The 15,989-nt window shown below is 63.8% G+C and carries 18 protein-coding genes, 1 tRNA gene and 1 riboswitch; of the genes, 9 read left to right on the forward strand and 10 right to left on the reverse strand.

Going from position 1 to position 15,989, the window contains the following annotated elements:
- The first annotated feature begins 29 nt into the window (after positions 1 to 29).
- Positions 30 to 932, forward strand: coding sequence for a pirin family protein (locus RAK1035_RS18810; RefSeq protein ID WP_008280441.1), 903 nt, complete (start codon positions 30 to 32; stop codon positions 930 to 932).
- 220 nt (positions 933 to 1,152) lie between these two features.
- Here the strand turns inward: RAK1035_RS18810 and RAK1035_RS18815 are convergent, their stop codons facing one another.
- Entirely contained in the window at positions 1,153 to 1,740 is a 588-nt protein-coding gene (locus RAK1035_RS18815) for a TetR family transcriptional regulator (RefSeq protein ID WP_008280442.1), read from the reverse strand.
- Between the two features lie 108 nt (positions 1,741 to 1,848).
- Between RAK1035_RS18815 and RAK1035_RS18820 the strand changes: the two genes are divergently transcribed.
- The 7 genes from RAK1035_RS18820 (at position 1,849) to RAK1035_RS18850 (ending at position 7,624) form a co-directional block, all read left to right on the forward strand.
- Entirely contained in the window at positions 1,849 to 2,154 is a 306-nt protein-coding gene (locus RAK1035_RS18820) for a hypothetical protein (protein WP_008280443.1), read from the forward strand.
- Between the two features lie 96 nt (positions 2,155 to 2,250).
- Positions 2,251 to 3,537, forward strand: coding sequence for a homoserine dehydrogenase (locus tag RAK1035_RS18825; protein WP_008280444.1), 1,287 nt, complete (start codon positions 2,251 to 2,253; stop codon positions 3,535 to 3,537).
- 79 nt (positions 3,538 to 3,616) lie between these two features.
- Positions 3,617 to 4,582 (forward strand): class II fructose-bisphosphatase, encoded by a 966-nt coding sequence (glpX, locus tag RAK1035_RS18830; protein ID WP_008280445.1) that lies wholly within the window; start codon positions 3,617 to 3,619, stop codon positions 4,580 to 4,582.
- A 95-nt stretch (positions 4,583 to 4,677) separates the two neighbouring features.
- Complete coding sequence (gene recJ, locus RAK1035_RS18835; protein ID WP_008280446.1) at positions 4,678 to 6,426, forward strand: single-stranded-DNA-specific exonuclease RecJ; 1,749 nt, start codon at positions 4,678 to 4,680, stop codon at positions 6,424 to 6,426.
- Positions 6,427 to 6,550: 124 nt separating this feature from the next.
- Positions 6,551 to 6,625: transfer RNA gene (locus RAK1035_RS18840), tRNA-Glu, on the forward strand.
- A 79-nt stretch (positions 6,626 to 6,704) separates the two neighbouring features.
- Positions 6,705 to 7,079, forward strand: coding sequence for an exodeoxyribonuclease VII large subunit (locus RAK1035_RS18845; RefSeq protein ID WP_008280447.1), 375 nt, complete (start codon positions 6,705 to 6,707; stop codon positions 7,077 to 7,079).
- Between the two features lie 35 nt (positions 7,080 to 7,114).
- On the forward strand, positions 7,115 to 7,624 hold the full coding sequence (locus tag RAK1035_RS18850; protein ID WP_008280448.1) for a peptidoglycan-binding domain-containing protein: 510 nt from the start codon (positions 7,115 to 7,117) through the stop codon (positions 7,622 to 7,624).
- A gap of 46 nt (positions 7,625 to 7,670) precedes the next feature.
- Here the strand turns inward: RAK1035_RS18850 and RAK1035_RS18855 are convergent, their stop codons facing one another.
- Positions 7,671 to 8,726: an Mrp/NBP35 family ATP-binding protein gene (locus RAK1035_RS18855; protein ID WP_081506609.1), complete on the reverse strand. Its 1,056-nt coding sequence runs from the start codon at positions 8,724 to 8,726 to the stop codon at positions 7,671 to 7,673.
- Between the two features lie 248 nt (positions 8,727 to 8,974).
- Between RAK1035_RS18855 and RAK1035_RS18860 the strand changes: the two genes are divergently transcribed.
- Entirely contained in the window at positions 8,975 to 9,202 is a 228-nt protein-coding gene (locus RAK1035_RS18860; RefSeq protein ID WP_008280451.1) for a DUF1127 domain-containing protein, read from the forward strand.
- Positions 9,203 to 9,487: 285 nt separating this feature from the next.
- On the opposite strand, the gene RAK1035_RS18865 is transcribed toward RAK1035_RS18860, so the two are convergent.
- The 8 genes from RAK1035_RS18865 to pyrH form a co-directional block, all read right to left on the reverse strand.
- On the reverse strand, positions 9,488 to 9,757 hold the full coding sequence (locus tag RAK1035_RS18865; protein ID WP_157667265.1) for a hypothetical protein: 270 nt from the start codon (positions 9,755 to 9,757) through the stop codon (positions 9,488 to 9,490).
- Between the two features lie 102 nt (positions 9,758 to 9,859).
- A riboswitch (cobalamin riboswitch) is annotated at positions 9,860 to 10,059 on the reverse strand.
- 50 nt (positions 10,060 to 10,109) lie between these two features.
- On the reverse strand, positions 10,110 to 10,580 hold the full coding sequence (locus tag RAK1035_RS18870; RefSeq protein ID WP_008280453.1) for an OsmC family protein: 471 nt from the start codon (positions 10,578 to 10,580) through the stop codon (positions 10,110 to 10,112).
- A gap of 18 nt (positions 10,581 to 10,598) precedes the next feature.
- Positions 10,599 to 11,948, reverse strand: a complete 1,350-nt coding sequence (gene rseP, locus RAK1035_RS18875; protein ID WP_008280454.1) for an RIP metalloprotease RseP — start codon at positions 11,946 to 11,948, stop codon at positions 10,599 to 10,601.
- Between the two features lie 3 nt (positions 11,949 to 11,951).
- Positions 11,952 to 13,130 (reverse strand): 1-deoxy-D-xylulose-5-phosphate reductoisomerase, encoded by a 1,179-nt coding sequence (dxr, locus tag RAK1035_RS18880; protein ID WP_008280455.1) that lies wholly within the window; start codon positions 13,128 to 13,130, stop codon positions 11,952 to 11,954.
- Positions 13,127 to 13,906: a phosphatidate cytidylyltransferase gene (locus tag RAK1035_RS18885; RefSeq protein WP_008280456.1), complete on the reverse strand. Its 780-nt coding sequence runs from the start codon at positions 13,904 to 13,906 to the stop codon at positions 13,127 to 13,129. The genes dxr and RAK1035_RS18885 overlap by 4 nt, the downstream gene beginning before the upstream one ends.
- Positions 13,903 to 14,628 carry an isoprenyl transferase gene (locus RAK1035_RS18890; protein ID WP_037297524.1) on the reverse strand — a complete coding sequence of 242 codons (726 nt, stop codon included), beginning with the start codon at positions 14,626 to 14,628 and terminating at the stop codon, positions 13,903 to 13,905. The genes RAK1035_RS18885 and RAK1035_RS18890 overlap by 4 nt, the downstream gene beginning before the upstream one ends.
- A 17-nt stretch (positions 14,629 to 14,645) precedes the next feature.
- On the reverse strand, positions 14,646 to 15,209 hold the full coding sequence (gene frr, locus RAK1035_RS18895; RefSeq protein ID WP_008280458.1) for a ribosome recycling factor: 564 nt from the start codon (positions 15,207 to 15,209) through the stop codon (positions 14,646 to 14,648).
- A 48-nt stretch (positions 15,210 to 15,257) separates the two neighbouring features.
- Positions 15,258 to 15,983 (reverse strand): UMP kinase, encoded by a 726-nt coding sequence (gene pyrH, locus RAK1035_RS18900; protein WP_198133578.1) that lies wholly within the window; start codon positions 15,981 to 15,983, stop codon positions 15,258 to 15,260.
- Positions 15,984 to 15,989: the final 6 nt, after the last annotated feature.

Raw genomic sequence — 15,989 nt, forward strand, 5'->3', positions numbered from 1 at the left:
CCTATATGCTGTCTCAAAGGAGATTTACCATGTCCATCAGACCCGTTTTGGAACAACGTCAGGCCATTCCCACACGCGAGGGGGCCGGCGTAGACCTTCACCGCGCGTTCGGCTTTCAGGACCCAACCGAACTTGACCCGTTCCTTTTGTTCGACGACTTCCGCAATGACGATCCCGCACGCTATACGGCGGGCTTTCCCTGGCATCCGCATCGCGGCATCGAAACGATCACCTACGTCCTTGCAGGCGAGGTCGCGCATGGCGACAGCTTGGGCAATCAGGGCAGCTTGGGCGCAGGCGATGTGCAATGGATGACTGCCGGATCGGGCATCCTGCATCAGGAAATGCCGCGCGGCAACGCGCAGGGTCAGATGCACGGCTTTCAACTCTGGGCCAACCTGCCCGCCGCACAAAAGATGACCGCCCCCCGCTACCAAGACGTGCAATCGGCGCACATACCCGAGATCATCGACGATGACGGCACGCGTGTGCGCGTGATCGTGGGGGAGTTCTGGGGGCGGCACGGCCCTGTGGACGGCATCGCCGCCGATCCGCAATACCTCGATATCTCGGTCCCTGCAGGAGTGAAAAAGACCTTTCCGGTCGACACGTACCGGCGCAGCTTTGCCTATGTGTTCGAGGGGGCCGGTGCCTTTGCCGATGCCTCAAAACCCACCGGAGTCTTGCTGGAAAAGGAAGTTGCCGGTCAAGAGATCCACATCCGCGACTTCTCTGGCGACCGTACGTTGATCCGTTTTGGCAGCGGCGATAGCGTGACGGTGCAGGCAGGCGAAAAAGGCGTGCGGTTCCTGCTCATTTCCGGTGCACCGATCCAAGAACCGGTCGCGTGGCACGGCCCGATCGTGATGAACACCAAGGAAGAGTTGCGTCAAGCGATGCGAGAATTGCGAGAGGGCAGTTTCATCAAGTGAAGCAGCGGGGCAGGCAGGGACTTAAGAGCGCGACTGGCCTGTTGCTGGGCATCAACCAACATCCGCGCGGAACAAGGTGCTGAACGCGCCGCCGCGCGGAACAAGGCACAGAACGCTGGGCCGTCCCGCGGCCCAGCGATCCGCGCAGCTCAACGTTTAGGGCAAACGTCCTCGCTCTGCTCATCTCTCGCAAAAGGCACCCGGAGGCCAATTTTGCCCCTCACCCTTCCACCGACCGCCGCACCATATCCCAATAAACCGCCTCCACCTCTGCCAGCGACAGACGCCCCTGCGCGCGATACCAGGTGTTGACCCCGGTCAGCATCGCAATCAACGCCATGCTGGCGATCCGTGGCTCGGCAACAACCATCGTGCCCGCCTCCGCACCATGCCGCAACACCGCTTCAAGCCGCGTCTCATAATCCCGCCGCAGCCCCTCGATCACCGCAAAATTCGCAGGCTCAAGGTTGCGCAATTCCATATAGGACACAAAGACCGCATCCGCCCGGCTGGTGTTGAAACGAATGTGAAACCGCGTGAACGCCTCCAGCGCCGCCATCGCATCGCCCTGAGGCTCCGCCCGATCCCAAGCGGCCAACAACTCTTCCATATGCCCGCGCATCAGATCAAACAGCAGCGTCTGCTTGTCGGGCGTGTAATTATAGAGCGCGCCCGCCTGCACCCCCACCGCCGCTGCGATCTGCCGCATCGAGACCGCCGCATAGCCATGCCGCGCAAAAAGCCGCAACGCCGCCTCGCGCACACGCGGGCCTGTAATATCGGAATGAGAGCCTTGGGTTCGTGCCATGACATCGGGTTTAACTGAACACGCGTTCAAATCAAAGCCCGGCTTGCCCTTTGCCCCCAAAGAATGGCAAGACAAGCACACCCTCCGGCACAAAGGACACCGGCCCCGATGACACCGGCCCTCATGGCTCTGCGCTTGCCCCTTTTGATCCTGATCACCGGCCTCGTGACGGGATGCAGCGATATCCTGCCGCTCGACCGCTCTGTAGATAAACGTACACGGGATGCGGCCTATCCCGATCTGATCCCGGCCGAAAACATCCGCGCCAAGGCAACCACACCTCAGATCACGCCCGACACCGCCGACAATCTCGATCAGCGCAGCGCCGGGTTGCGCGCCCGTGCGGCGCGGCTCAAGGGGGGCGTGGTCGATCCCGGCACGCAAGAGCGCCTGCAAACCGGCGTGCGCGAGTGAAAACCAACGTCCATCCCCTGCAAGCCGCGTTGCAAGGGACCACCGAACCCGCTACATCGCGGCAAAATCCCTGAACAGTGACAATCGGAGAACCCCATGAACACACCCCTGCGCCTTGGCATCGCCGGATTGGGCACGGTTGGCACGGGTGTCGTGCGGATCATCCGGCAAAAGGCCAATCTTTTGGCCGCCCGCGCAGGCCGCCCGGTGGTGATCACCGCTGTCTCAGCCCGCACAAGGGACAAGGATCGTGGCGTCACCCTTAGCGATTACGCATGGGAAGACGATCCCGTCGCTTTGGCCAAACGTGCCGATGTGGATGTGTTTGTCGAACTGATGGGCGGCTCTGACGGTCCGGCCAAGGCCGCAACCGAGGCGGCGATTGCTGCAGGCAAGGATATCGTGACCGCCAACAAGGCCATGCTCGCCCTCCACGGTCAGGCACTGGCAGTGGCCGCAGAGGCAGCAGGCCGCGTGATCCGGTTCGAGGCGGCTGTCGCCGGTGGCATCCCTGTCATCAAGGCGCTGACCGAAGGTCTGGCAGGCAATGACATCACCCGCGTCATGGGCGTGATGAACGGCACCTGCAACTATATCCTGACCCGCATGCAATCGGCAGGCCTGCCCTATGCCCAAGTCTTCGACGAGGCCGCCAAACTGGGCTATCTCGAGGCCGACCCGACACTCGACGTGGGCGGCATCGACGCCGGTCACAAGCTGGCGCTGCTCGCGTCCATCGCCTTTGGCTGTCAGGTGAATTTCGACGGTGTCACGCTGGAGGGGATCGAGAAAATCACCATCGAGGATATCCGCCACGCCGCCGATATGGGCTATCGTATCAAACTGCTGGGCGTGGCCCAGATGACAGGGCGCGGCCTTGAACAGCGCATGTCGCCCTGCCTTGTGCCCGATACCAGCCCGCTTGGGCAGCTTGAAGGCGGCACCAATATGGTTGTGCTGGAAGGCGACAATGTCGAACAGATCGTGCTGCGCGGTCCCGGTGCGGGCATGGGCCCTACGGCGAGCGCGGTGATGGGCGATGTGATGGACATCGCGCGCGGCGCCCGCTTGCCCACCTTTGGCCAACCCGCCGCCAGCCTTGCGCAGTGCCAGACCGCGACCAGCGCCACCCCCGCCCCCTATTACATGCGCATGTCGCTGATCGACAAACCGGGTGCCTTGGCCAAGGTTGCGACCCTTCTGGGCGAGGCCGGTATTTCCATCGACCGGATGCGCCAGTATCGCCACGATGCCACCACAGCGCCCGTGCTGATCGTCACCCACAAGACGACGCGCGACGCGCTCGACACGGCCCTGACCGGCATCAGCCGTCTTGATGTTCTCCACGGAGAGCCGGTCGCACTGCGCATCGAAACCGTCTGACATAGCCCCGCCCGCCAGACTTGTGCGCCAGAGCGCGCGGCGCTAATGCTGATTTGACCTGATTTACAAGGACCATCCCATGACCTCCGATACCGCTTTCAACGATCGCATGCTTTCGCTCGGCCTCGCGCGCGTGGCCGAACAGGCCGCCCTCGCCTGCGCCGACCTGATCGGACGCGGCGATGAAAAGGCCGCCGATCAGGCCGCCGTGAACGCCATGCGCGAACAGCTCAACATCCTTGCCATCAAGGGTGTCGTGGTCATCGGCGAGGGCGAGCGCGACGAGGCCCCGATGCTTTTCATCGGCGAAGAAGTGGGCACCGGCGACGGCCCCGGCGTCGATATCGCCCTTGATCCGCTCGAAGGCACCACCCTGACCGCCAAGGCCATGCCCAATGCCCTGACCGTCATCGCCATGGCCCCGCGCGGCACGCTTCTGCATGCGCCCGACACCTATATGGACAAGCTGGCCATCGGGCCGGGATATCCTGAGAATGTCGTCTCCCTCGCCATGAGCCCGCGGGAGCGCGTCGAGGCGCTGGCCGCCGCGCGTGGCTGCCGCCCCTCCGAAATCACTGTTTGCGTGCTGGAACGGCCCCGCCATCAGGAAATGATCGACGAATTGCGCAGCACCGGCGCTGCCGTGTTTCTGATCCCCGATGGCGATGTCGCAGGCGTGATCCATTGCGCCGAGGCTGACCGCACCGGCATTGATATGTATATGGGCACCGGCGGCGCACCCGAGGGCGTGCTCGCGGCCTCTGCGCTCAAATGCATGGGCGGGCAGATGTGGGGACGCCTTGTGTTCCGCAACGAAGATGAACGCGCCCGCGCCGCCAAGGCCGGGATCACCGATTTCGACCGCATCTATTCGCGCGACGAGATGGTGACATCAGACGTGATATTTGCCGCCACCGGCGTCACCGACGGCTCGATCCTGTCAGGCGTCAAACGCCGCCCCGGCTATGTCGAAACGGAAACCCTGCTGATGCGCTCGCGCACGGGATCCGTGCGGCGCATGACCTATCGCAGCAAGCGGGACTAAGCGCGGCACAGGGGAAGGGGGCGCTGCCCCCGTCCCGGACCAAGTCCGGGACTCCCCCGAGGTATTTTGGGCCAGATGAGGAAGAGGAGGCGCGCATGCAATCGGCCTTTCTCGGAGTTGAGAGCTCGTTGACAAGTCGCCGATGGGTCGGTCCGGGCGTCGAGGCCGACCGACTGGCCGAGGCCATGGCACAGGCCACCGCCCTGCCCCGCCCCCTGTGTCAGACATTGGCGCGCCTTGGCGTGCCAGAGGACGCAGCCGAGGCCTATCTCACCCCGACCCTGCGGGATCTTCTGCCCGACCCGCGCGCGTTGCGCGACATGGAACAGGCCGCCGCGCGGTTTCTCAAGGCGCTGCGTGGCGGGGAACGCATCGCCATCTTCGCCGATTACGATGTCGATGGTGGCACCTCTGCCGCGCTGCTGATCGACTGGCTGCGCCAGATGCGCGCGCCCAGCCCCACGCTCTATATCCCCGACCGGATAGATGAGGGATATGGGCCAAACGTGCCCGCCATGTCCGATCTGGCCGCGCGCCACGATCTTATTGTCTGCGTCGATTGCGGCACCCTCAGCCATGAGGCGATTGCCGCAGCGACAGGCGCGGATGTGGTGGTGCTCGATCACCACTTGGGCGGGGAAACCCTGCCGCCCGCCCATGCCGTGGTCAATCCCAACCGTCAGGACGAGAGCGGTGATCTGGCGCATCTCTGCGCCGCCGGTGTCGTGTTCCTGATGCTGGTCGAGGCCGGGCGGCAATTGCGCGACAGCGGCGCTCAGGGGCCAGACCTGATGGCGATGCTCGATCTGGTGGCGCTGGCCACCGTGGCCGATGTAGCGCCTCTGATTGGCGTCAACCGCGCCTTTGTGCGCCAAGGGCTGCGCGTTATGGCTACGCGCGCGCGTCCCGGTCTGGTGGCGCTGGCAGATGTGGCGCGGATGGACACCGCCCCCAACGCCTATCACCTAGGCTTTCTGCTCGGGCCGCGCGTCAACGCAGGCGGGCGGATCGGCAAGGCGGACTTGGGCGCGCGCCTTCTGGCCTGTGACAATCCCGCCGAGGCGCGCGCCATGGCCGAACGTCTTGACCAGCTCAACACCGAACGCCGCGAGGTCGAGGCGCAGGTGCGCGATGCCGCCCTCGCCCAAGCCGAGGCGCGAGGCCTGGATGCGCCCCTTGTCTGGGCCGCAGGCGAGGGTTGGCATCCCGGTGTCGTGGGCATCGTCGCCAGCCGCCTCAAGGAACGCGCCAACCGCCCCGCCATCGTGATCGGGCTGGACGGCGACGAGGGCAAAGGCTCGGGGCGCTCGGTCTCGGGCGTTGATCTGGGGGCCGCCATTCAGCGGCTGGCCAGCGAGGGCCTCTTGATCAAAGGCGGCGGGCACAAGATGGCGGCGGGTCTCACCGTCGCGCGTGAGCGGCTAGAGGCGGCCATGGCGCGCCTTTCAGAGTTGCTTGCCAAACAGGGCGCAGGCGTGGGCGGTGCCGCCGATCTGCGGCTTGACGGTCTCTTGATGCCCGGTGCCGCAGCGGTCGAGCTTGTCGAACAGATCGAGGCCGCAGGCCCCTTTGGCGCAGGTGCGCCCGGCCCCCGTTATGTCTTTCCCGACTGCCAGATCACCTTTGCCAAGGCGCTGAGCGGCGCACATCTCAAGTTGCGCTTCGGGGATGGCATGGGGGCAAGCCTTGACGCCATCGCATTTGGGGCGCTTGACGGCCCGTTGGGGCCTGCGCTCCTGAACCATGGCGGCGCGCGATTCCACCTCGCCGGGCGGCTCGATCTCAACAGTTGGGGCGGTCGGCAAACCGTGCAACTGCGCCTGGAAGACGCCGCCCCAGCCTGAGGCGCGCGAGGCCTGACCGTTCCGGCCCTCGGCGGATAAATTTCTGAATGGGGCGCAAAGTTTTTGCAAAATCCCTCTTGCACCCCCCGCCGCTTTTGCCTAGTTACGCGACACGCCAAGGCATGGCCCGTTCGTCTATCGGTTAGGACGTCAGGTTTTCAACCTGAAAAGAGGGGTTCGACTCCCCTACGGGCTGCCACTTTTCCTGATAATTGTTAAAGTCGTGATGCGTGATCGCAGTGCGCTCTTGTAAGAGATATGCCCACCCGAAAGACCTTATGCCCCCGTCGCGCCCCATTCCCCGCCCCCCTTCTGCCCTCATTGCCGCCGCCCTCCCCGAGGTGGCACCGGGGCGGCGCGTCACGGTTGCGGGGCTGGTTCTGGTGCGTCAGCGCCCCGGCACCGCGCGCGGCGTGGTCTTTGTCACGCTCGAGGATGAGACCGGCACCATCAATGTCGTGATCTGGCGCAAGGTGTTTGACCGATTTCGCCGCGCGGTGATCGCCGGGCGCATGCTGCGTGTGACCGGGCGCGTCGAGCGGCAATCCGGCGTGACCCATCTCGTCGCAGAAGAGATCGAGGATATCTCGGCGCTGCTTGACCTTCTGGCCGATCCCGAAACCCCGCTTTCCCCGCCGGATCAAACAGGCTAGGCTCGTCTCGATCATCGCCCGCGAGACGCCCGCCCATGCTGCTGCCCCGCCTGTTCTGCCTTGCGCTGGCCCTCGCCCTCGCCGCGTGTCAGCCCGTGCCCTCTGGGCCAGAGCGCTCCAACGTAGGGGCCGAAGCGCCGCCGGGCGCGCCCACGGGCACCTGCTGGGGCAAAAAAGACACCCCCGCCGTGATCGAAACTGTCACCGAACAGGTGCAGCTTACCCCGGCGGAAACCGATGCATCCGGCCAGACCCTGCGCCCCGCCGCCTATGCGACCGTGACCCGTCAGGCGATTCTGCGCGAACGCGTCACCACTTGGTATGAAACCCCCTGCGCCGATCTCTTGACGCCCGAGTTCATTGCCTCGGTGCAACGCGCCCTTGCGGCGCGCGGCCTCTACACCGGGCAGATCACCGCGCGGTTTGACGCCCGCACCCGCGCCGCCATCGCCCGCTATCAAGCGCCATTGGGCCTTGAGAGCGATACGCTCTCGCTGGATAGCGCCCGCCGCCTTGGGTTGGTGGCCACGCCAATCAGCGACTGATCCTGCTCCGCCTTTGGCATTGGGGTCACGCTTGCGGCATTGACCCTCACCCATGCCCCTCCCGGATCAGACGGAGCGCAAGCTCGGCATAGGCCCGCGCCGCCGGGCTGTCGCCCGCAGCCACCGGGCATCCCGCATCCCCCGCAAGCCGCGTCTCAAGATCAATCGGCAAAGCCGCCAAGAGCGGCAGGCCAAGCCCCTCCGCCTCGTGCTTCACCCCGCCATGACCAAAGACATGCGCCTCATGCCCGCAGTCAGGGCAGGTAAAGAACGACATATTCTCGATCATGCCCAATATCGGCACCTCGAGCGTGCGGAACATATCCATCGCCTTGCGCGCATCAAGGAGCGCCACATCCTGTGGTGTCGAGACGATGATCGCCCCATCAGGGCGCGCGCGTTGGCTGAGTGTCAGTTGCACATCGCCCGTGCCCGGCGGCAGATCGACGATCAGCGCATCCAGATCGCCCCAATCAACCTGCGCCAACATCTGCTGCAAGGCCCCCATCAACATCGGCCCCCGCCAGATCACCGCCTTGGCCGGATCGAGCATCAGCCCGATCGACATCACCTTGACGCCATGCGCCTCAAGCGGCGTAATCCGCGTGCCATCAGGGCTTGCGGGGCGCGCGCTCAGCCCCATCATGCGGGGCTGACTTGGCCCATGAATATCGGCATCAAGAAGGCCCACGCGCCGCCCCTGTCGCGCCAGCGCTACCGCCAGATTGGCCGCCACGGTTGATTTGCCCACGCCACCCTTGCCGCTGGCCACCGCCAGCAACGCGCCAATGCCCTCGGGCCTGATAGAGGCATTGCCGCCCTTGGGATGCTGCCCCAGCTTGAGCACAGGCGGGGCCGCCTGCGCCGTCAGCACGACGCGGGCGCGGACAACCCCCGGCAGGCTCAGGGCCGCGCGCTCGGCGGCGGCGCGCAAGGGTTCCATCATCCGCGCCATCTCGGGGCTTGGGGCCTCGATGACAAAGCGCACCTCACCGGCCTCTTCGGTCAGCGCCCGCACCATGTCTCGGGAGATGAGATCACCGCCATCCGGCAATTCCAAATGCCGCAACCGCGCTTCAAGTTCGCTGCGAAAATCGTTCATCTTCGGTCCTTTGGTCCTGGGTTGGTCCTCAGCCACCATCACGGCGACAGCAGCAAGTCTTCACATAACGCCTAAAAAATGCCGCATTTGCTTAACCTTAGGTCACTTTTAGCTTATGCATTTGCTGCATAGCAGCATTGCTTATCAGGGGTATTGTGCACGCGCAGCAAAGGCGTATCTTACTCTCAACAAATGGCGAAACGAACCCCGCCGAACCTTAATACAATCAAATCCGCAAGGACCCGAAAATGCCGACGACGCTTAACACCAGCCGCTCCGCCACCGCCGTCCTCGGCGAAGACCTGAGCGCGGCTGTCTATGCTGCAATGCAGCGCTTTGTGAATTATCGCACCTATCGCCGCACGGTCAATGAGCTGTCGCAACTTAGCGCGCATGACCTCGCCGATCTGGGCCTGCACCGTAGCGAAATCCGCCGCGTTGCGCATGAAACAGTTTACGGCCACCGGTCGTACTAAAGGATCAGATACCCCCCTCCTCCTCCCTGGGGTATCTGTTACGGTCACGGGCATCTTTCCTCCTCCCTGATGCTCGGGGCCGTCAAATCGGGACTGAACAAGTCCCTTCGTTTTGCGAATGGCCCTCTCCTCCTCCCTGGGCCGGACGTATAGGAAACGGCGGCACCCCTCCTCCTCCCTGGTGCCGCCGTTTTTTATTGCGCGAATGCAAGACAGGGCAAACTTTTCACTAGTCGCACGAACCGCCCCGCGCGGCTCACCCCTCCGGTAGCCGCACGGCAAGCCTTAGTGCTGCACGCGCGCGCGCCCGCGCCGCATCGTGCCTGCCAGATACGCCCGGCTCGCCTCTTGCAAGATTCCGACAAAGGCCCGCGCCGCGTCGCTTTCCGCCGCCACCGCTTCGGGGCAGTCCAACGCCGCCCGCGCCACTTGCGCCGTGACAGGCCCTTCAACCGAACACGCCCAGGTCAAAAACCCGATCCGCGCCACTTGCTCGGCCTGACGTCCGATGGCCGGATCACGCTCCAGCCCATTCATGATTCTTAGGAAACTCACTCTGCTCTTCTCCCCGACCGCACCCCGGGTCGGATGGGGCGAGAGCAGCAGGGGCCATGGCACGACAGAGATGAGGCGCGCACGCCCGCACCGCACCCCGCGATTCGACGATCCGCCAAGGCTGGTTTCCGGGCTTGGGCGGCAGGCCAAATGGCCCTCGCATCTCGGCACCTTCCCGGACAAATTGCCCAGTGGCCTATCGCCGAAATGCCCTCCCTTACCGTTGCGGGGGCAGCGCCGGAGTTACACCGGCTTCCCAATTCTCCGCCCCAAAGGGCGGCACCCTGACAGGATCAGCCTAGCCGCGCAGGCCCCCGATCTGCAAGTCTGAAACCGACGCCGCCCGCGCCGCTCACGCCAGAACGCGATACCGCGCCGCGTAGCTCACAGGAAAATTCACCGACCGCGCAATAAAGCAGAACGCATGCACCTGCCCATGCAACGCATCAACCCGCCCAAGATCGGTTCCCGCCGGCACCGCAATCCGGGGCCGCAGGGTGGCGCGCAGAAACCGGCTGGCCCCGGTGCTATCCGTCTCACCCACCGCCAGCGGATCATCCTCATAGGCTTGCACGGCAATGCCCGCATCGCTCGCCAGATGCAAAAACCACAGCATGTGACAGGCGCTGAGCGCGGCAATCAGCATATCCTCGGGATTATGCAGACCGGGATTTCCGCCAAGCAGCGGGTCGTTCGAGCAGTGGATCACGGGCTTGCCCGGCGTCTCGACATTCCAGGTCCGGTCATAGCCCTTGTAGTGCCGCGTCCCATCGCCCCGGTTGCCGGTCCAGACGACGCGGGCAGTATAATCATGCTCCGTCACCTTGACCCCTCCCGCGCCTTAGGGGCAGAAAATATCGTTGAAGAGGGCGAACAGCATCAGCGACAAGATGAGCGTCAGACCAACAGTCATCAGCACCCGCAACGCCCGCTCGCTCGGCGGGCGGCCCGAAACGGCCTCATAGGCGTAAAACACCAGATGCCCGCCATCCAGAACCGGCACCGGAAAGAGATTAAGCAGACCAACCGCCGTTGACAGCACCGCAATGAACCAGATGAAACTTTCCGCGCCTTGGCTGGCCATCGCCCCCGAAACCTGCGCGATCCCAATCGGCCCGGACATGTTGCAACTGCTGATCGCCCCGGTGATCATGTGATAAAGGCCCGACAGCGAACTTTGGATGATGTCGCCGGTCTGGCCGACCGCATCCCCCACCGCTTCAATCAGCCCAAGCCGCTCGGTCGCAGGCTCAAACGCCATGCCGCCCGCGATCCCGATTCGCCATTCGGTGCGAAACCCGCCCTCAGGCTGCGGTTCGTCCACCCGGCGCGGGGTAATCGTGACCTCGTGGCTTTCGTCGCCTTCGCGCCACACCGTCAGCGCCAGCGGTGCCCCGTTGGACCCCTCGACCACCACCTTCAGCTCTTCAAAGGCCACAATCGGTGTGCCATTGATCGCCGTAATCACATCACCCGCTTCCAAATCCGCGGCAAAGGCCGCCGATTGCGGTGCCAGCCCGCTGATCAACGGCGGCATAAGCTGCGGGCCCATCGCCTCGATCTCGCGTCCCGCGCGCTCAACCGTGTAGCGCAACAGCGCCTCGCGCGGCAGCGCGTCGATCATATCATCATAGACCTCGCCCGCCGCAACATCAGGCAGGGGCATACCCTCGACGCTCAGCACCCGGTCGCCCGGCTCCAGCGTGATCCCCTCAACCGGCAGCGGCTTCAATGCGCCCACGGTCAGCGGGTCGGCGGTCTTGCCCCCGGTCATCATCACAGCGCTGAAAATGATGATCGACAGAATGAAATTGAACACCGGCCCCGCCGCCACGGTCGCCGTGCGCGCCCAAAGCGGGGCACCATGCATCGTCTGGCGCAGCCGTTCAGGCGGCAGCGCCGCCATCGCCGCGCCGTCCTTGCCGCTCGCCGCATCGGCATCACCCAGAAACTTGACGAACCCGCCAAAGGGCAAAGCCGCGATCTGCCAGCGCGTCCCATGCCGATCCATCCGCGAAAACAGCACCGGGCCAAACCCCAAAGAGAAGACTTCGGCCTTGATCCCTGACCAGCGCCCAACGATGTAATGGCCATATTCATGCACCGCCACGATCACGGACAACGCCACAACAAAGGCCAACAGGGTCAGGAATAGATTGCCGAATTGCGGCAGAGAGGTCAGAATTTCCACGCTTTATCCTTGGGTTCTTCGCTGAGAGACGACCAGATCGGCCTGCTTCCTAGCCAGATGGTCCATATGCGCCACCACATCAAGGGTCATCTCGGAATTCCGCGCCTCTGGCGCATCCTGCAAGGCGGTCAAAACCTCCTCAACCACGATGTTCATATCGGTAAAGCTGATCCGCCCCGCGATAAAGTGATCCAGCGCCCGCTCCTTGGCCGCATTGAACACCGCCCCCGAAAGGCCCCGCGCCTGCATCACCTCGCGCGCCAGCCGCAGCGCGGGATAGCGCTCGGGGTCTGGCGGGCGAAATTCCAGCATGCCAATCGCCGCCAAATCCAGCGCCTCCACCGGCAGCGCCTGCCGCTGCGGCCAGTTCAGTGCATAGCCAATGGCATGGCGCATATCCGGCGGCCCGACATGCGCCATAAGCGCACCATCGCAGAACCCCACCAACGCATGCACCAGCGATTGCGGATGAATGAGCACCTCAATCTGATCGGGGGCAAAGCCAAAAAATTCGCGCGCCTCGATCATCTCCATCGCCTTGTTGAACATCGAGGCGGAATCAATGGTGATCCTCTGCCCCATGGCCCAATTGGGATGGCTCGACGCCTCAGCCACGGTGGCCCCCGCCAGCCGCTCCAGCGGCCAATCGCGAAAGGCCCCGCCCGAAGCGGTGATGATCACCCGGCTGACAGCGGCCGCATCCTCACCCACAAGCGCCTGAAATATCGCGGAATGTTCGCTATCCACGGGCAGAATATTGGCACGGTTGGCACGCGCGGTGCGCATCATCAGCGCCCCCGCCGTCACCAGCGATTCCTTGTTGGCCAAGGCCAGCGTCGCGCCCTGCTCCAGCGCCGCCAAACCGGGCGCCAGCCCTGCGGCCCCAACGATCGCCGACATCACCCATTGCGCCGGTCGGCTGGCCGCCTCATTCAACGCCGCCTTGCCCGCCGCCGCCTCAACCTTGCTCCCCTTGAGCGCCTCGCGCAGCGACACCAGCAGATCGTCATGCGCCGTCACCGCCACCTCGGCCCCGAGGTCTATGGCATCGCGCGCCAGCTTGTCGATGTGATGCCCCCCCGTCAGCGCCACCACCTGATAAGCCCCCGGCGCGCGCCGGATCAGGTCAATCGTGTTCTGCCCGACAGAGCCGGTTGCCCCTAAAATGGAAATTCGTTTCATGCCACCCCCGGCAAGAGGCCCAGCGCCCACATGATCACCACGACCAACGCCGCGCCCAGCATCGCATCAAACCGGTCCAGCACGCCGCCGTGACCGGGAATAAGGTTGGAACTGTCCTTGATCCCGCGCAACCGCTTGACCGCACTTTCTGCAATATCGCCCATCTGCCCGGCAAACCCCACCAGCACCGACAGCGGCACCAGCGCAAGCCCCGCCCCGGTCGGCGCGGCGAATATCGCCCCGATCAGCGCCGCACCAAACCAGCCCGCAATCGTGCCTGACCATGTTTTCTTGGGGCTGATGCGCGGCCAGAACTTGGGCCCGCCCAGCATGCGCCCGGCAAAATAGCCCGCAACGTCAGAGATCACCACCACCGCCACCAGCCATAACACCCAGATCAGCCCCGCCTCGGCGCGCAGCGTGCCCATGGCGTAGCACCCCAACAAGGCCCAAATCGCAAGCGCAAAGAACGGCCCGCGTTCGCGCTCGACCGAACTTGCGGCAACCACGACCGCAGCCAAAAGGATCGGCAACACCATGATCCCCGGCAACCAAAGCGCCAGTGCCACCGCCACAGCCGCCAGCCCGCCCGAGCGCAGCGCGTCAGGGGCCGCGAACATGCGCGCCGCTTCCCAGATCATCGCGCCCGCCAGCACACAGACCAGCGCGGCAAAGGGCAGACCGCCCAACCAGATTTCAATTGCGCCCACAACGATCAGCAAGATACCCGACACAAGGCGCGGCCACAGGTCCGCCCAGCGCGCCGCCCCGCTCATGCAGGCACAGCCCCAAAGCGGCGATCCCGCGCGCCATATTGCGCCAGCAACCGGGCGAACACATCCGGCGTGAAATCTGGCCAAAGCGTGTCGATGAATTCATATTCCGCATAGGCCGATTGCCACAGCAGGAAATTGGAAATCCGCGCCTCGCCGCTGGTCCGGATCACCAGATCAGGATCAGGCAGCACGCAGGTATCCAAGTAGCGGGGCAAGGTTTCCTCGTCGACATCCTCGGGGCGCAACCGCCCTTCGGCCACATCAATCGCCAACCGCTTGGTGGCGCGCGACACCTCATCGCGCCCCCCGTAATTCAGCGCAATGGTCAGGTTGGTGCCCGTGCAATGCGCGGTCATCGCCTCGGCCTCATCCATCAGCCCGCGCAGCTTGGCATCCAGCCGGGGCCGGTCGCCGATGAAACGCACCTGCACATTCTCGCGCACGAATTCCTGCATTTCCTTCATGATGTAGCGACGAAAGAGGCTCATCAGCCCCGCCACCTCGGTCTGGGTCCGTTTCCAGTTCTCAGTGGAAAAGGCAAAGATCGTCAGATACTTGACGCCCAAACCGGGGCAGGATTGCACGATCTCACGCACCCGGCGTGCACCAGCATGATGACCAAAGAGACGCGGCCGCCCACGCTTTTGCGCCCAACGCCCGTTGCCATCCATAATGATCGCCACATGGCGCGGCCCCTCGGCCGGCGCGGATTTTCCTGCCATGGGCGCGCTTTTTGCCATCAGACCTGCATGATCTCCGCTTGCTTACCCTCCAGCAATTCATCGACATGCTTGATGAAACGGTCGGTCAGGGATTGCACCTCGGATTCCCAGAATTTCTGATCATCCTCCGACATGCCATCGCCTTTGGCCTTCTTGATCTGATCCATCCCGTCGCGGCGCACATTGCGCACAGCAACCCGGGCATGCTCGGCATATTGCGCCGCCACTTTGGTCAGCTCTTTGCGGCGCTGTTCGTTCAGCTCAGGAATCGGCAGCATGATAATGGTGCCGTTAAGCTGCGGATTGATGCCCAAACCACTCTCGCGAATGGCTTTTTCCACCTTACCGACAAGGCCCTTGTCCCAAACATTGACCGTCACCATGCGCGGTTCGGGCACGTTGACCGTGCCCACCTGATTGATCGGGGTTTTCTGGCCATAGGCATCGACCATGATCGGCTCCAGCATCGAGGCCGAGGCGCGACCGGTGCGCAACGAGGCAAACTCGGTTTTGAGCGCGCCAATCGCACCCTCCATCCGGCGCTCCAGATCACCTGTGTCGATTTCGATATCATCCGCCATATTGTCTTGGTCCTTCTTGCGGCTCTTGCGTCTAAGCCTTGTTTTGCCTCAACCGTGCACGGTTGTATAGGTGCCCTCACCGGCCAGAATGCCCTTGAACCCGCCCGGTTCGTCAAGCGAGAAGACGATAATCGGCAAGTTATTGTCCCGCGCCAGCGCAATCGCCGAGGCATCCATCACCCCCAGATGCTGCGCCAGCACCTCGTCATAGGTCACACGCTCGAACCGCTTGGCATCCGGATATTTGATCGGGTCCTTGTCATAGACCCCATCCACCTTGGTCCCCTTAAAGATCGCCTCACAGGCCATTTCATTGGCCCGCAGCGTTGCCGCCGTATCGGTGGTGAAATAGGGATTACCGGTTCCAGCGGCAAAAATGCACACGCGCTTTTTCTCCAGATGCCGCACGGCACGGCGACGGATATAGGGCTCTGCCACCTCATCCATGCGAATGGCGCTGATCACCCGGCAAAACACGCCCATTTTCTCCAGCGCGCTCTGCATGGCCAGCGCGTTCATCACAGTGGCCAGCATGCCCATGTAATCCGCCGTCGTGCGCTCCATCCCCTGAGCGCTGCCTTGCAAGCCGCGAAAAATGTTACCGCCGCCAATCACCATGCAGATCTCAACCCCCAGATCATGCACAATCTTGACCTCGCGCGCGATCCGCTCAACCGTTGGGGGATGCAACCCGTAGCCCAGATCCCCCATCAGCGCCTCCCCGGAAATCTTGAGCATCACACGAGTGAATTTGGCTCTCTCCGGGGTGGTCATCGGCAT

The organism is Roseovarius sp. AK1035 (assembly GCF_003288315.1).
Classification (GTDB): domain Bacteria; phylum Pseudomonadota; class Alphaproteobacteria; order Rhodobacterales; family Rhodobacteraceae; genus Roseovarius; species Roseovarius mucosus_A.

Excerpts from the sequence above, each read along its gene's own strand:
- RAK1035_RS18810 (WP_008280441.1), top strand. The coding sequence starts at position 30 with ATGTCCATCAGACCCGTTTTGGAACAACGTCAGGCCATTCCCACACGC.
- RAK1035_RS18815 (WP_008280442.1), bottom strand. The coding sequence starts at position 1,740 with ATGGCACGAACCCAAGGCTCTCATTCCGATATTACAGGCCCGCGTGTG.
- RAK1035_RS18820 (WP_008280443.1), top strand. The coding sequence starts at position 1,849 with ATGACACCGGCCCTCATGGCTCTGCGCTTGCCCCTTTTGATCCTGATC.
- RAK1035_RS18825 (WP_008280444.1), top strand. The coding sequence starts at position 2,251 with ATGAACACACCCCTGCGCCTTGGCATCGCCGGATTGGGCACGGTTGGC.
- glpX (WP_008280445.1), top strand. The coding sequence starts at position 3,617 with ATGACCTCCGATACCGCTTTCAACGATCGCATGCTTTCGCTCGGCCTC.
- recJ (WP_008280446.1), top strand. The coding sequence starts at position 4,678 with ATGCAATCGGCCTTTCTCGGAGTTGAGAGCTCGTTGACAAGTCGCCGA.
- RAK1035_RS18845 (WP_008280447.1), top strand. The coding sequence starts at position 6,705 with ATGCCCCCGTCGCGCCCCATTCCCCGCCCCCCTTCTGCCCTCATTGCC.
- RAK1035_RS18850 (WP_008280448.1), top strand. The coding sequence starts at position 7,115 with ATGCTGCTGCCCCGCCTGTTCTGCCTTGCGCTGGCCCTCGCCCTCGCC.
- RAK1035_RS18855 (WP_081506609.1), bottom strand. The coding sequence starts at position 8,726 with ATGAACGATTTTCGCAGCGAACTTGAAGCGCGGTTGCGGCATTTGGAA.
- RAK1035_RS18860 (WP_008280451.1), top strand. The coding sequence starts at position 8,975 with ATGCCGACGACGCTTAACACCAGCCGCTCCGCCACCGCCGTCCTCGGC.
- dxr (WP_008280455.1), bottom strand. The coding sequence starts at position 13,130 with ATGAAACGAATTTCCATTTTAGGGGCAACCGGCTCTGTCGGGCAGAAC.
- RAK1035_RS18885 (WP_008280456.1), bottom strand. The coding sequence starts at position 13,906 with ATGAGCGGGGCGGCGCGCTGGGCGGACCTGTGGCCGCGCCTTGTGTCG.
- RAK1035_RS18890 (WP_037297524.1), bottom strand. The coding sequence starts at position 14,628 with ATGGCAGGAAAATCCGCGCCGGCCGAGGGGCCGCGCCATGTGGCGATC.
- frr (WP_008280458.1), bottom strand. The coding sequence starts at position 15,209 with ATGGCGGATGATATCGAAATCGACACAGGTGATCTGGAGCGCCGGATG.
- pyrH (WP_198133578.1), bottom strand. The coding sequence starts at position 15,983 with ATGACCACCCCGGAGAGAGCCAAATTCACTCGTGTGATGCTCAAGATT.